Here is a 14,092-nt window from a genome sequence, read left to right as displayed (position 1 = left end):
AGCGCGATGCCTAGCCTTGTGCCCGCGGTCGTCGTGCCGGGATCGCTGAAGCGTGCCCCGCAACCGGTGCTGTCGTCGGAGAACGATCTGGTGCTGCGGCCCTGGACGGCGGCGGACGCGCCCGCGATCGTCGATGCCTTCCGGGATCCGGACATCCAGCACTGGCATGCGCGCAGCGTCGAGTCGCTCGCCGAGGCCGAAGAGATGATCGAGGGCTACGCGCAGGGCTGGCGCGCCGAGTCCAGCGCGCACTGGGCGGTGGTCACGCCCCGGGGCGAGGTGCTCGGCCGGGTCGCGTTCCGCACCTTCGACCTCTTCTGGGGACACGCGGAGGTGGCCTACTGGACGCGGGCGGCGGCCCGGGGGCGCGGCGCGGCGACGACGGCGGTGCGGGCGCTCACCACCTGGGCCTTCGGCATCGGCTTTCACCGGCTGTACCTCTACCACTCGACGCTCAACGACGCCTCCTGCCGTCTCGCGCTCAAGGCCGGCTTCGCCCTGGAAGGCACCGAACGCAGTTCCATCTTGCACCCCGACGGCTGGCACGACATGCACCTGCACGCCCTGGTCAACCCCTCCCACCTCTCCCAGGCCACGGCACTCCCGGCCTGACCACAGCGGCGTCCGTCTCCCCCCACTCGCGTCGGCGTGCTGGTCATGATGTACGCGCCGTGCGGGTGACCGACCGCCCGTACCGGCCCGTCCCGGCCTTCACCCGGGCCGCCGCCCGCGCCCGGTCGCTCAGGGGCGGCGGACGGTCGGGTACGGGCCGGTCGGGTACGAGCCGGTCGGGTCAGGTCAGCGGACGGTCGGTAGGAGCAGGTCAGGGCCGGTCAGCGGACGGTCGGGCATGATCCGGTCGGGCATGATCCGGTCGGGCCAGGTCAGCGGACGATCTGGAGGAGGGCCTGGGTCCGGGCCTGCGCGGGTTCGGCGAGGCGCTGGAGTTGCCTGCCGGAGGCGTCCAGGACGACCAGGGTGTTGTGGCCGGAGCCGGCGACCCGGACCACCAGGCGGCCGTCGGGCAGGTAGAGGGCGCCGATGAGACGGCCGCGGACCGCGATCGGGACCTTGGCGCCGGTGGTCGTGTCGACGATCGTCGGGCGGAACCACACGGGCCAGCCGCCGTCGCCGCCGGGGTCCTTGGGAGACAGGGTCGCCACGACGACGCGCTCGCCGTGCGGTGACAGGCTCTGGACGTGGTTGGCGAGCTTGACGCCCTTGACCCTGACCGACGTGCGGGCGCGCAGGTCGAGGCGGTAGACGCCGTCGGTGGTGCCGGCGTACCCGGCCAGGTAGCGGCCGTCGGCGGACCAGGCCAGGTGGCAGACCCCCATGGTGGTGCCCGCCTTGCGCGTGCCGCCGCCGGCGGCGCCGGCGATGGCCACCGGCGAGGCGTCGCTCTCACTGCTGGGCAGGAAGGCCACCTTGGCGGAGTCGGGCGACCAGACCGGGGTCAGGCAGGGGGCGTTGGCTCCGGCGCCCTTGGCGAGGGTGGTGACCTTGCCGGCGGCGCTCACCTGCACCTTGCCCAGCCCGGTGATCCAGGCGATCTTCCTGCCGTCGGGGGAGGCGGAGAACTGCCCGGTCTCCGGTGTGACCCCCAGCCGGGTGGGTCCCTTGCCGGGCTCGTAGCGGGTGACGACGTACCCGCGGTTGTACCGCGCGTAGACGGCGACGCCCTTGATCGGAGCCGGCTTCGCCGCCGCGGTCGTAGAGGCAGGCGCCGATCGGGCGAGGGAGAGCGGGGTGGTGCTCGCCGAGGCCGGGGCGACGGCCAGGGGGGTGAGGAGCGCGGCGCTGAGGACGGCGCCGAGCGGCAGGTATCGGTTCATAAGGGGCCTCATCATCTGTGGTCTTGTCTGTGTGCCCTTGTTCGACGCTCGTCCGTCCCGATGAGTTCGCTCGGATCGCGTTCTACGGCGCGACAGGCCCGATCTGGCTCTGTGTAAAAGGAGATGCGTCCAGGCGAGGACGTTCGCGAGGATCGGCGCATGGCTGAAGCATGGATGATCGACGAGCTGGCCTACGCGGGCCATGAGCATCTCGACCCCGGGTTCATCACCGGCTACGACCGCAAGCAGGGGTATCCCGACCCCTCCGCGGACCTGGCCGTCCTCGCCGAGCACGGGGTGGGCGAGGACGCCACCGTGGTGGATCTCGCCGCGGGCACCGGGCAGTTCACGCTGGCCGCGGCGCGGCGGTTCCGGCGGGTGGTGGCGGTGGACGTCTCTCCCGTGATGCAGGACGCCCTGCGCGGGCGCGCGGAGAACGCCGGGCTGTCCAACATCGAGCTCGTCCGGGCGGGTTTCCTGACCTACGAGCACGCCGGGCCGCCGGTCGACGCCGTCTACACCAGGAACGCGTTGCACCAGTTGCCCGACTTCTTCAAGGCGATCGCGCTGGAGCGCATCGCGGGCCTGCTGCGGCCGGGCGGCGTGCTGCGCCTGCACGATCTGATCTACGACTTTCAGCCGTCCGAGGCGGGGCGGGTGTTCGACGGCTGGTTCGCGGGCGCGGTGTCCGATCCGGCGGAGGGGTACACCGCGGAGGAGTACGCCGAGCACGTGCGCACGGAGTTCAGCACCTTCCGCTGGCTGCTCGAACCCATGATCGCCGCGGTCGGCCTGCGTATCGTGGACAGCCGGTTCCAGGCGGGTGCCTATGGCGCGTATACCTGCATAAAAGCGTGATTGATGACCTGTCGCCGCACGGATGAGGCTCTCTGGTGCTTTCGGCGAGGCAGGGGAATTCGCGGCGCCGGAGGGCAGCGGCAACACGGCGCGGCGGAGGGTTGATGACCCGGGCGGGTAGCTGATTGGCTGGAAGCGCGGGACGAAGCGTGTCCCGCCCTGGTGTGGACCGAGGTGTGTCCCGCCCTGGTGCGGACGAAGGCGTGTCCCGTCCCGACGCGGACGAAGGCGTGTCCGCTCTGGTGCTGGACGGCGACGTGTCCCGCTCTGCCCTGGTGTCATGGTCATCGGGACGTAGGGGACGTTAGTCGTTCCTTAACCAATAAGTCCGCATCAGGGGAGGAAGCGTTCATATGTAGCGGCTTGGGTCCATTAGGTCTACACACCATGCGAATGGAAAAGGTGCTTTCATGACCTCCTCGATGTCACGCCACGAGGCGACCGGCGCGACCGGCGGTGACGTGTCCGACGGCGACGTGTCGAGCCGCGGCCTCTCCCGCCGTGACCTGTTCCGCGCCGGCGCGGTGGGCGGTCTGGGCATCGCCATCGCCGGCAGCCTGGAGTCGATCGCCGGCCCCGCCGCCTTCGCGCAGACCGGGGCCAAGGGCGCGACCGGCTACGGCGCCGTCGTCGCCGACCCGGCCGGCCTGCTGGCGCTCCCGCCCGGCTTCTCCTACAAGATCGTGGCGCAGGCCGGCAAGACGCTGCTGGAGACGGGCGAGCCGACCCCGAGCGACGCCGACGGCACCGGCTGCTTCCGCGCGCCGCACGGCTTCGTGCTGGTGAACAACCACGAGATCGGCGGCGGCGAGCCCTACGGCGTCCCTGCGCTGGACGGCCTCACCTACGACCCGGGCGCGCACGGCGGCACGACTAACATCGAGGTGGACAAGCAGGGCGACCGCGTCCGCGAGTACGTCAGCGTGGCCGGTACGCACAACAACTGCGCCGGCGGCATCACCCCGTGGGGCACCTGGCTCACCTGCGAGGAGACCGAGCAGCGCGCCGGCGGGGCGTTCCAGAAGGACCACGGCTACGTGTTCGAGGTGGACCCCTTCGACCGCGACGCCAACAAGAACCCGGTCCCGCTGAAGTTCCTCGGCCGGTACTCGCACGAGGCCGTCGCCGTGAACCCCCGCAACTCCGAGATCTACCTCACCGAGGACGCCAGCAGCCCGAACGGGCTCTACTATCGCTGGACCCCGCCGCGCGGCTTCCACGCCCGCAAGGGCGCGCTGCGGGCGCTGGCCCTGACCAACGGCGGCGACACCGCGGGCACGCTGGAGGCGCTGAGCGCCTACAAGGGCGGCAAGCACATCAAGGACCTGTCCGAGGCCACCCAGCCCGGCACCCGGTACAAGGTCAAGTGGGTGGCGGTGCCCGACCGCGACGCCAAGACCGTTTCGGTGCGCAAGCAGTTCACCGACGACCAGATCACCCGCAGCCGCAAGCTCGAGGGCGCCTGGTTCGCCGACGGCGGCGCCTACTTCGTGGCCAGCTACGCCCGCCACGACGACGGCAGCGTCAACGAGCACGACGGCCAGGTCTGGTTCTACGACCCCGAGTCCGAGACGATCACGCTGAAGACCATCTTCGGCGTGAACCCCGACCCCGAGGCCGACACCGACTACGACGGACCGGACAACATCACGGTCTCGCCGTACGGCGGCGTCATCCTGGCCGAGGACGGCGAAGGCGTCTCTCACCTGGTCGGCGTCACCAAGCAGGGCACGCCGTACCCGATGGCCCGCAACGAGCTGAACGACAGCGAGTTCACCGGCCCGACGTTCAGCCAGGACGGCAGGATTCTGTTCGCGAACATCCAGACTCCGGGCTACGTGTTCGCCATCACCGGCCCGTGGCGCCGTCCGTCCGACGGCAACGGCCACGGTCACGGTCACGACCATCATTGACCATCACTGACCATCACTGACCACTACCGGACCATCGCCACCGCCGGCTGACCGGCCGGCCGGCGCGCTGACACGGCGCCGTCTCCTCCCTTCGGGGCGGGGGCGGCGCCGTTTCGCGTCCTGGACGGGCCGCTCGCGCCGGTGGGTACACGCCGGGAGGCCGGGAATAGGACAGACCCCCCTAAAGGTTGCCTTGGGCAATAATATATATTTGCCTAAGGCAACTAGATGGAGGAAGGGTCATGGCGTCCGACGGCGACCGCGGAGAACTGCTCGTCCGGCTGGCCGAACTGGTGCCGGTGATCAAGGCGGTCAAGCGCGACCTGCCGTTCCCCGGCCCCCGTGCGGGCCTCAGCCTCCTGGTCGTGCTGTACCGCTGCGGCGCGATGCGCCTGGGCGAGCTGGCCGACTGCTCGGAGGTCGACCAGTCGGTGATCAGCAGGCACGTCGCGGACGTGGAGGAGCGGGGCTGGGTGGAACGCGCGCCCAACCCCCGCGACGGGCGTTCATGGTACGTCCGCCTGACCCCGGACGGTGAGCGGGTGGTGCGCGAGGCGCTCGCCCACGCGCGGCACTCCATCGAGGGAGCCCTGGACGGCTGGACGGACGAGGACGTCGCCGAGCTGTCGGGACTGCTCGGCCGCTTCCGCGCCGGCTTCGACGCCCACCGCGACCGGCCGCTCCATCGCGACCGCCCCCCACAACCCATGCCGGACACGGCCCCTGTGCCGGACACGGCCCGAGCTCAGACAGTGAAGGGACTTCGATGACCACCGCAGTACCGGCGGAGACGCGGGAGGCCGCCCCCGATCCGGCCGCACCCATGTCCCACAGGGAGATTCTGGAAGCGCTGTCGGGCCTGTTGCTCGGCCTGTTCGTGGCGATCCTGTCGTCCACGGTCGTGTCCAACGCGTTGCCCACGATCATCGCCGACCTGCACGCGGACGAGAACACCTACACCTGGGTGATCACCGCGACGCTGCTCGCCACCACGGTCTCCACCCCCATCTGGGGCAAACTCTCCGACCTGGTGAGCAAGAAGACCTTGGTCCAGCTCGCCCTGCTGATCTACATCATCGGCTCGGCGATCGCGGGCGTCTCGCAGAACCCGAGCATGCTGATCGGCGCCCGGGTCATCCAGGGACTCGGCGCCGGCGGCCTCACCGCCCTGGTCCAGGTCATCATGGCCGCGATCATCGCGCCCCGCGAGCGCGGCCGCTACTCCGGCTATCTCGGCGCGGTGTTCGCCCTGGCCACCATCGGCGGGCCGCTCATCGGCGGCGTGATCGTGGACACCTCCTGGCTCGGCTGGCGCTGGTGCTTCTACGTCGGCGTGCCCTTCGCCCTCATCGCCCTGGTCGTCCTGCAGAAGACCCTGCACATCCCGGTGCGCAGGCGCGCCGTCAAGGTCGACTGGCTCGGCGCGCTGCTGATCACCGCCGCCGTCTCGCTGCTGCTGGTGTGGGTCTCCTTCGCCGGCCACAAGTACGACTGGCTGTCGTGGCAGACCGGAGCCATGGTGGGCGGCGCGGTGGTGCTCGCCCTGCTCTTCCTGCTGGTGGAGTCCAGGGCCGCCGAGCCGGTCGTCCCGCTGCGGCTGTTCCGCAACGCCGCCATCAGCCTCGCCGTGGTGGCCAGCCTGCTGGTCGGCGTCGCCATGTTCGGCGCGACGACCTTCCTCAGCCAGTACTTCCAGCTCGCGCGCGGCGAGACGCCGACGATGGCGGGCGTCATGACCCTGCCGATGATCCTCGGCCTGGCGCTGGCCTCCACCATCGTCGGACAGGTCATCACCCGCACCGGCCGGTGGAAGATCTTCCTGGTCACCGGCTCGCTGCTCCTCACCGCGGGCGTCGCGCTGATGGGCATGCTGCGCTACGACACCGACTATCGGCTGCTGGCCGTCTACATGTTCCTCATCGGCGTGGGCCTCGGCATGACCATGCAGAACCTCGTGCTGTCGGTGCAGAACCAGGTCCGTCCGCAGGAGCTCGGCGCGGCCAGCTCGGTCGTCGCCTTCTTCCGTACGCTCGGCGGCGCGATCGGCGTCGGCGCCCTCGGGGCGGTGCTCGCCCACCGCGTCATCGACTACATGGCCGAGGGCCTGGGCAGGCTGGGCATCCGCGGCGGCGGCGGGCTGAGCGAAGGCGCCGTCCCCCGGCTGTCGGAGCTGCCGGCGCCCGTCCGCACGGTGGTCGAGGACGCCTACGGGCACGGCGTCGGCGACCTGTTCCTGTACGCCGCGCCGTTCGCGCTGCTGGCGTTCATCGCCATCCTGTTCATCAAGGAGATCCCGCTGCGCAGCGCCAGCGGCGAGGAGCTGCAGGCAGCGACCGCCGACGGCGTGCCCGCCCCGGTCGGCGGCCCCGGCCGCCACGCCCAGCGCAACGGCGAGACGCCGGTCACCGCAGGGCTGTCGGCCAACGGGACGACGCAGCCCGCCGCGGCCCTGTCGGCCAACACCATGACGCCGGTCACCGCGGCGTTGTCCGCCAATGGGATGGCGCAGGCCGGCGCGGCGCTGTCGGCCACCCGGACGGCGCAGGCCACCGCGGCCTTCCCCGGTGAGGAGATCGGCGCCGAGCCGCAGGAGGGCAGCGGCATCCGCGGCGTGATCCGCGGCGGCGACGGCACCCCGGTGGCCCAGGCGACGCTCACCCTGATCGACCTGCGCGGCCACCAGCTCGGCCGGGCCGTCACGCAGGCCGACGGCGGGTACAGCATGTGGACCCCCGGCCCCGGCAGCTACGTCCTCATCGCCTCCGCGGGCGAGCACGACCCGCAGGTGGCCACGCTGGCCGTCGGGGAACGGCCGCTGGACTTCGACCTGACGCTCGTCGGGTCCGGACGGCTCGCGGGCACGGTCCGCGACCTGGACGGCGCCCCGGTCCCCGCGGCCATGGTCGTCGTGGCCGACGTGCGCGGCGAGGTAGTCACCACCGGCCTGACCGGTCAGGGCGGCGACTTCGGCTTCGCCGGGATCGTCGCGGGCGACTACACCCTCGCGGTCAGCGCCGAAGGCTACCGCCCGGCGGCGGTGCCGGTCGCGGTCGGCACCGGCCAGACCAGGCAGGACGTCGTCCTGCTGCACGGCGCCCGGGTCAGGGGCACCGTCCGGGTTCAGCAGGACGGACGGCCGCTCGCCGACGCCCGCGTGACCTTGCTCGACGCGGCGGGGAACGTGGTCGGCTCCGCCACCACCGGCGAGGACGGCGAGTACGCCTTCGCCGACCTCACCGGCGGCCAGTACACGGTCATCGCCACCGGGTACCCTCCCGTGGCGAGCACGGTCACCCTCAACGGGCAGGGCGAGGACGCCCACGACGTCTGGCTCGGTCACCCCGAATGAGCGGCGAGTGGAACGCCACCGGGCCCGGCGTCGTCGCCGGCGCCACCGCGTCGCACGGGCTGCGGGCCGTGGTGCGCGGCAAGGACGGGTGGGCGGTAGGGCACGCGGTGCTCACCGTGACCGACATGTCCGGTCACCAGGTGGTCCGGGCCGAGGTGGACGCGGACGGCGCGGTCGCGACCGCGCCGCTGCCCTCCGGCGTGCACACCGTCGTGGTCACCGCGGTCGGCTACGCGCCGGCCGCCGTGACGGCCATCGCCTCCGCCTCGGGATCGGCCGACCTCGGGGTCATCGAGCTCGCCCGCCAGGGCGGCGTGGAGCTGCCGCCGCCCGGGCTGTGGACGATCGACCCTGCCCACTCCAAGGTCGCCGCCACCGCGCAGCACCTCGGGCTGTCCAGCGTGCAGGGCAGGTTCGCCGAGTTCGCGGGACGCATCCAGATCGGCGCGACGGCCGAGAGCTCCTCGGTCGTCGCGGAGATCGACGCCGCGTCCATCGACACCGGCAACCGGACGCGCGACGAGCACCTGCGCTCGGCCGACTTCCTGCACGTGGCCGCGCACCCGCGGATCTCCTTCCGCAGCACCGGGCTGTCCCCGGCCGGCCCGGACCGCTGGACCATGCGCGGCGAGCTCACCCTCGCGGGCGTCACCCGTCCGGTGGACCTCGCGCTCTCCTACCTCGGCGCCGGGCCGGACCTGTGGGGCGGGCTGCGCGCCGCTTTCCGCGCGGTCACCGAGCTGCGCCGGGAGGACTTCGCGATGAACTACAACCAGGTGGTGCAGGCCGGCATCGCGCTCATAGGAGCGACACTGAAAGTGGAGCTCGACGTCCAGGCGGTACGGGACAATGAGTCTCCGAACGGCGCGGGCGCCCGGACCTCCGGCGCGGACGCGGTGCGCGGCGCGTGAGGGGAGGCAGGCCGAGATGACCACGATGGAGACGCAGACGGCGGTGCCCGTCGAGCAGTACGAGGCATACTGCGCGCTGGAGCGCCAGCTCGGCCTGCTGTTCCGGCGCTCCCGGGCGCTGTCGGCCGAGGTGGCCCGCGAGGTGCACCCCGAGCTCGAACCGGGCGCCTACAGCCTGCTCGTCCGCATCGACGAGGCCGCGCCGGCCCGCCCGAGCGACCTGGCGGCCTACTTCGGCGTCGGCAAGGCGACGATCAGCCGCCAGATCAAGGTGCTGGAGGAGCTCGGCCTGGTCGGGCGGCAGCCTGACCCGCTGGACGGGCGCGCCCAGCTCCTGGCCCTCACCGGCGAGGGCCAGGCCAGGCTCCACCGGGCCCGGGCGGCCCGCCAGCGGCGCTTCTACGCCATGCTCGGCGCCTGGCCGCAGGAGGACGTCGAGCTGCTGGCCGGCATGCTCGCCCGCTTCAACGAGCTGGCCGCGAGCGACCTCGGCCAGGACTGACGCCGTGCGCCGTCGCCTGGTGGGCGGCGACAGGCGCCGTCACCTGGTGGGCAGCGACAGCGCGGCGCCGTTGCCGGGGGCGTAGACGGTGATGCCCTGGGGGAGGGCCTTGAGCTTCTCGATCTCGGCGCAGGTGCGGCACCGGTCGTAGCCGTCCTGGCGTGCCTTGTTGGCGTCTGCCTGGGCGCGCGCCTGGGCGACGGCGGCCTGGGCCTCGGCCACTCCGGCGAAGGCCGCCTGGGCGCGGTCCACCGCCGACTGCACCTGCGTGGGCAGGGTGATCCTGACCAGGTTGAACCGCAGGTCGACCAGGAAGTCCGCGCCGAGCATCTGGCGCAGGTCGCCGGCGAGGGTGCTGTTCACGGCGTTCTGCACCTTGACCAGGGCGGCGTTGTTGTCCCGGGGGGTGAGCCGGACGGCCTTCTGGGCCGCGCCGCTCTCCACGAAGGCGCAGGAGGAGACGAGCTCGGCGCAGCGGAACACGCCGATCTGGCTCCTCAGGGCGTTGTCCACGACGGGCCTGATGGCCTGGCCGAAGAAGCCGGACCAGCCCTCCTCGCCCTCGTAGGCGTAGCGCATCTCGTTGTCCTGGCCGCGGAACCTGCGGGTGCCGAACTTGTCGTCGAACAGCCGCAGGGTCTGGTGGTCGAGGTTGAGGGTGAAGTACAGCGTGCCCTCGATGCCCATGTTGACGCCGTCGCTGCTCGGGACGGTCACGACGTCGACGCCGAGCAGGGTGCTGCGCTTGGGGTCCGCGGTGATGGTGTAGAAGCGCTGCTGCGCCGGATATCGGTGCACTTCGGACCACCAGCCGGTCCAGGTGAGGCTCGAGGCGGGGTCGATCACGCCGCGCACCCGGTTGTCGTCGAGGGGCCCGCCGTCGCGGACCACCGCCACCTCGCCGCCGTCGGTGCTCTCGTAGCCGCTGAGCAGGCCGATGACGCTGACGATGGCGACGATGACGGCCACGACCGCCGCCACGGAAGCCGATACGGCGCGCACGGACATGAGGGCCTCCAAGGTAGAGCCGCTGTGAGATGGGGGTGGCGCTCGTACGGAGTACCCTCAAATGTAAGTATTGTTGAACAACTCCACAAGTCTCCTGCGGGGCCCGTCTTCGCGGCCGTATGCCGGCGTGGACCGGTGCCACTACCACCGTGTCCGGCGGTGACGATGGTGATAGAGCGAATGCCGATAATTCGGGCAACTGTCGGGCATCAGGCATACTCTGTGCGGCTATGGAGACGCGCTGGGTCGGACCGGACGGGTACGAGATCACCGCCGCGACGCGCGGCGGGTGCCAGGTGCTCCGTCTGTGGCGGTACGGCGAGTTCGTCACCGACTGCTCCGCCGTCGACGAGCTGCGCCGATATCTGGACCTCGCCGACCTGTGCGAAGTGATCACCGTGCCGTTCGGCGCCCGCTCCCCGCGCGCCCGCACCGAGGCCCTGCGCTAGCCCCCCGCCGGGCCGTCGCGGAGGCGGCTGCGGTGGACGTTCTGATTCGCGTCGACCGCTGGGGGAGTGTATGGTTACACCTGTCCGAAGCGCGGAGCGGTAACGCGAAACGCGGCGAGGCAGGCCCCTTTAGCTCAGTCGGCAGAGCGTCTCCATGGTAAGGAGAAGGTCTACGGTTCGATTCCGTAAAGGGGCTCCACAGCGTAATCGCCCTCTCCCGGAATTCCGGGTGGGGCTTTTCGCTTGTGGGATACCAGTGCTCGCCGGTCGCCTGAAATAGGGGAAGTATGGGGGTCCCGTGATCAGGCATACTGGGAGCGCCTGGTCCCGATCGGGCGCGCGATGGGCGTGCGCGATCGTCAGACGGGTCGGGTATCCTTTCGTGGCCGGTCCAGTTCGCCGGCCTGAGGCGGAGTAGCTCAGTCAGGCAGAGCAAGCGGCTCATAATCGCTGTGTCGCCGGTTCAAGTCCGGCCTCCGCTACTACCCTGCCGGGTCCCCTGTGAAGGGTGACCGGGTTCGGGTTGTCCATGTGTCCCAAACGTAGAAAGGCACTCCCACGTGGCTGCCACCGACGTTAGGCCGAAGATCACGCTGGCCTGCCAGGAGTGCAAGCACCGCAACTACATCACGCGGAAGAACCGGCGCAACGACCCGGACCGGCTTGAGCTGAAGAAGTACTGCCCCAACTGCAGGTGCCACCGCCCGCACCGCGAGACCCGCTAGGGTCCCACCGCCCGCCGCGCCGCACGGCCGCGACGGACGCCGCCGTCCACTGGACGGGCGGCGACAGGGCATGGTGAGCACGAAGGCCCGGCGCCTTCGGCCACCCCTGGGCACCATCACGCACGACCGGCGTTCTCCCTGAGGGCGCCGGTTTGTCGCGTCCGGAAACGACCCGCGCCCGCACGCCCGGCCGCGCCGGTGGTTCGCGACGGCCGAAGGTTGTTCTGTTACGGTCGGGCTGGCGCGATGTCCACCAGCCCTCGCCGGGCGGCCCGGCGAATCGTCCGTGGGCACCGCCTCCGTCAGCTCCGCGCGCGCGTCGAAAGGCACCGGCACGATGGCTTTGAACCGAGATTTCGTCGGACGGACCTATCCGGCGTCCGGCTCCTACGAGGTCGGCCGAGTCAAGATCAAGGAGTTCGCGGCCGCCATCGGCGACCAGAACCCGATCTACCGCGACCCCGAGGCCGCGAAGGCCGCCGGCCACCCCGACGTCGTCGCCCCGCCGACCTTCCCCATCGTGTTCAGTGTCACGGGCGTCGGCGCGGCCCTCGCCGATCCCGAGCTCGGACTCGACTTCGCCATGGTGGTCCACGGCGAGCAGCGCTTCGAGTACACCCGGCCGATCTACGCGGGCGACGAGCTGCTGTGCACCTCGACCATCTCCGAGATCCGCAGCGTCGGCCGCAACGAGCTGCTCACGGTGACCAGCGAGGTGACGACCGTCCAGGGCGAACCGGTGTGCAGGACCTACAACACCCTGATCGAGCGCGGAGGGGCGGCGTAACCGATGACGGCGACCGTGAAGTACGACGAGGTCGAGGTCGGCCAGGAGATCCCGGCCGTCGAGTACCCCGTCCACCGCGTCAACCTGGTGATGTACGCCGGGGCCTCCGGCGACTTCAACCCCATCCACTGGAACGAGCGGCACGCCAAGGCCGTGGGCCTGCCCGACGTGATCGCGCACGGCATGTTCACGATGGCCCAGGCCGGCCGCTTCGTCACCGACTGGGCCGGCGACCCCGGGGCGGTCGTCGACTACGGCGTCCGCTTCTCGTCCATGGTGGTCGTCCCGGATAACGACGAGGGCGCCGTGATCACGGTGAGCGGCCTCGTGGAGGAGAAGCTGGACGGCGACCGCGTGGTCATCGCGCTCACCGCCAGGTCCGGCGACTCGCGCGTCCTGTCCCGGGCCCGCGCCACCGTCCAGCTCGCCTGACCGTCCGCTCGCTTGACGGTCCCGCTCACCAGGGGCACCGGCCCGCCCGGGGGCACCGGCTCGCCGCCGAATCGGGGGGCGAGCCGGGGCGGCCTGAATGCTTCGGTGCCAGGTGGGTACTGGGGCGAGCGTGACTGAGCCACCGAACCACGTATATGGACTCGCCGAGCAACGGGCGAAGGCCCGTGCGGAGCGTGACTTCGCCGCTGCCGACGCACTGCGCCAGGAGATCGAGGACGCGGGCTGGCTGGTCCGTGACGAGGCCGGCGGATTCGAGCTGACGCCCAAGCCGTTCAAGGTCTGGCCCACGGTCGCGTCGATTCCCGTCCCGTTGACGCCCGACTGGCCGGGCGGTGGCGCCGACAGAGCCTCTGACGTGGCCGAGAGCACCGAGGCCGAGACCGGCACCCGGAACATGGTCGCCTCGCAGATGCTGTGGGACTCCACGCTGGCGGCCTCCCGGCTGGACCAGGCGGCCGGCGCCGCGACGCCGGCGCGCGACCACGCCGAGGGCGCCCCCGGAGCGGTCACCGTGGCCCTCCTGGTCGACGGCGGCCCGGCCGAGCTGTGCACGTGCGTCGACGCGCTGGTGGGCCACACCGACGCCAAGATCCTCGCCGTGGACCTCGGGAACGTCGAGGAGGCCGGGGTCGTCCTGCACGAGCTGGCCGAGCGTCATCCCGGCCGCATCGAGGCCTGGCACGTCGCCGAGGCCCCGCACTGGCGCGGCGGTCCGGCGGGGTGGGGCGCGGTCCGCAACAGGCTCCTGGCGCTGGACTCCGGGGACGTGCACGTCGTCATGGAGACCTCCACGATCCTCGACGGCGACGCGATCACCCCGCTGGTCGCGGCGCTCGGAGGCGACGTCGTCGCCGCCGGCTGGAAGGGCGTCGACCCCGACGAGGGCGGCCTCGACTGGCACGACGCGGGGCCGGGCCGGGTGCGCGGGCTGCTGGGCTACCTGTTCGCCGTCCGGCGTGACCAGGCCCTGGCGGCGGGCGGCTTCCCGGAGAAGGCGCGGTACTACCGCAACGCCGACCTGGAGTTCTCGCTGTCGCTGCCGGGCACGCTGGTCGTCCCGAACGAGCCCCTCCCGGTCCACCAGGAGCGCCACCGCGGCTACCACGACGTCGACCCCGACTACCGCGAGCGGGAATCCCGCCGCACCTACGACCGGGTGCTGGCCAAGCTCCGCGCCGGCGGGGACAGGCCGGACGACGAGGACAGGGCCGAGGACGCGCGCAACGCGGACGCGCCGCGCCGTTACTGACCAGGCGGGGCGCCGGAGCCGGGGCCCGGTGACACCGACGGATGCCGGAGCCG

At 71.6% G+C, this 14,092-nt stretch carries 14 protein-coding genes and 2 tRNA genes; 14 read left to right on the top strand and 2 right to left on the bottom strand.

Annotated elements, in window-relative coordinates:
• The first annotated feature begins 6 nt into the window (after positions 1–6).
• On the top strand, positions 7–612 hold the full coding sequence (locus ABZU32_RS04435) for a GNAT family N-acetyltransferase (protein WP_354916985.1): 606 nt from the start codon (positions 7–9) through the stop codon (positions 610–612).
• A gap of 272 nt (positions 613–884) precedes the next feature.
• On the opposite strand, the gene ABZU32_RS04430 is transcribed toward ABZU32_RS04435, so the two are convergent.
• The gene (locus ABZU32_RS04430) at positions 885–1,835 is read right to left on the bottom strand and encodes a hypothetical protein (RefSeq protein ID WP_354916982.1); all 951 of its coding nucleotides are present in this window, start codon (positions 1,833–1,835) and stop codon (positions 885–887) included.
• Positions 1,836–1,994: 159 nt separating this feature from the next.
• Between ABZU32_RS04430 and ABZU32_RS04425 the strand changes: the two genes are divergently transcribed.
• The 6 genes from ABZU32_RS04425 to ABZU32_RS04400 all read left to right on the top strand — a co-directional run bounded on the left by ABZU32_RS04425 (position 1,995) and on the right by ABZU32_RS04400 (position 9,368).
• Positions 1,995–2,693: a class I SAM-dependent methyltransferase gene (locus tag ABZU32_RS04425; RefSeq protein ID WP_354916979.1), complete on the top strand. Its 699-nt coding sequence runs from the start codon at positions 1,995–1,997 to the stop codon at positions 2,691–2,693.
• Positions 2,694–3,103: 410 nt separating this feature from the next.
• A complete protein-coding gene (locus ABZU32_RS04420; RefSeq protein WP_354916976.1) occupies positions 3,104–4,606 on the top strand; it encodes an alkaline phosphatase PhoX in 1,503 nt (500 codons plus the stop codon).
• 242 nt (positions 4,607–4,848) lie between these two features.
• Positions 4,849–5,376 carry a MarR family transcriptional regulator gene (locus tag ABZU32_RS04415; RefSeq protein WP_354916973.1) on the top strand — a complete coding sequence of 176 codons (528 nt, stop codon included), beginning with the start codon at positions 4,849–4,851 and terminating at the stop codon, positions 5,374–5,376.
• Positions 5,373–7,955 (top strand): MFS transporter, encoded by a 2,583-nt coding sequence (locus ABZU32_RS04410; protein ID WP_354916969.1) that lies wholly within the window; start codon positions 5,373–5,375, stop codon positions 7,953–7,955. Before ABZU32_RS04415 ends, ABZU32_RS04410 begins: the two co-directional genes overlap by 4 nt.
• Entirely contained in the window at positions 7,952–8,866 is a 915-nt protein-coding gene (locus ABZU32_RS04405; RefSeq protein WP_354916966.1) for a YceI family protein, read from the top strand. The genes ABZU32_RS04410 and ABZU32_RS04405 overlap by 4 nt, the downstream gene beginning before the upstream one ends.
• Positions 8,867–8,882: 16 nt before the next feature.
• Positions 8,883–9,368: a MarR family winged helix-turn-helix transcriptional regulator gene (locus ABZU32_RS04400; RefSeq protein ID WP_354916963.1), complete on the top strand. Its 486-nt coding sequence runs from the start codon at positions 8,883–8,885 to the stop codon at positions 9,366–9,368.
• 39 nt (positions 9,369–9,407) lie between these two features.
• On the opposite strand, the gene ABZU32_RS04395 is transcribed toward ABZU32_RS04400, so the two are convergent.
• Positions 9,408–10,376, bottom strand: a complete 969-nt coding sequence (locus tag ABZU32_RS04395; protein ID WP_354916960.1) for an SPFH domain-containing protein — start codon at positions 10,374–10,376, stop codon at positions 9,408–9,410.
• Between the two features lie 230 nt (positions 10,377–10,606).
• Between ABZU32_RS04395 and ABZU32_RS04390 the strand changes: the two genes are divergently transcribed.
• The 7 genes from ABZU32_RS04390 (at position 10,607) to ABZU32_RS04360 (ending at position 14,039) form a co-directional block, all read left to right on the top strand.
• Positions 10,607–10,825, top strand: a complete 219-nt coding sequence (locus tag ABZU32_RS04390) for a transposase (RefSeq protein ID WP_354916957.1) — start codon at positions 10,607–10,609, stop codon at positions 10,823–10,825.
• A 123-nt stretch (positions 10,826–10,948) separates the two neighbouring features.
• Positions 10,949–11,024: transfer RNA gene (locus tag ABZU32_RS04385), tRNA-Thr, on the top strand.
• A gap of 209 nt (positions 11,025–11,233) precedes the next feature.
• Positions 11,234–11,307 (top strand) — tRNA-Met (locus ABZU32_RS04380).
• A 78-nt stretch (positions 11,308–11,385) separates the two neighbouring features.
• Positions 11,386–11,550 (top strand): 50S ribosomal protein L33, encoded by a 165-nt coding sequence (rpmG, locus tag ABZU32_RS04375; protein ID WP_089324515.1) that lies wholly within the window; start codon positions 11,386–11,388, stop codon positions 11,548–11,550.
• Positions 11,551–11,887: 337 nt separating this feature from the next.
• A complete protein-coding gene (locus tag ABZU32_RS04370; RefSeq protein ID WP_354916954.1) occupies positions 11,888–12,337 on the top strand; it encodes a MaoC family dehydratase N-terminal domain-containing protein in 450 nt (149 codons plus the stop codon).
• Positions 12,338–12,340: 3 nt separating this feature from the next.
• Positions 12,341–12,769 (top strand): MaoC family dehydratase, encoded by a 429-nt coding sequence (locus tag ABZU32_RS04365; RefSeq protein ID WP_354838167.1) that lies wholly within the window; start codon positions 12,341–12,343, stop codon positions 12,767–12,769.
• 130 nt (positions 12,770–12,899) lie between these two features.
• The gene (locus tag ABZU32_RS04360) at positions 12,900–14,039 is read left to right on the top strand and encodes a hypothetical protein (protein WP_354916951.1); all 1,140 of its coding nucleotides are present in this window, start codon (positions 12,900–12,902) and stop codon (positions 14,037–14,039) included.
• Positions 14,040–14,092 lie beyond the last annotated feature (53 nt).

The sequence above is a fragment of the Sphaerisporangium sp. NPDC005288 genome, assembly GCF_040607475.1.
Classification (GTDB): Bacteria; Actinomycetota; Actinomycetes; order Streptosporangiales; family Streptosporangiaceae; genus Sphaerisporangium; species Sphaerisporangium rhizosphaerae.
The sequence above is the reverse complement of the archived record's forward strand: the minus strand, read 5'-3'. Positions and strand labels throughout refer to the sequence as shown.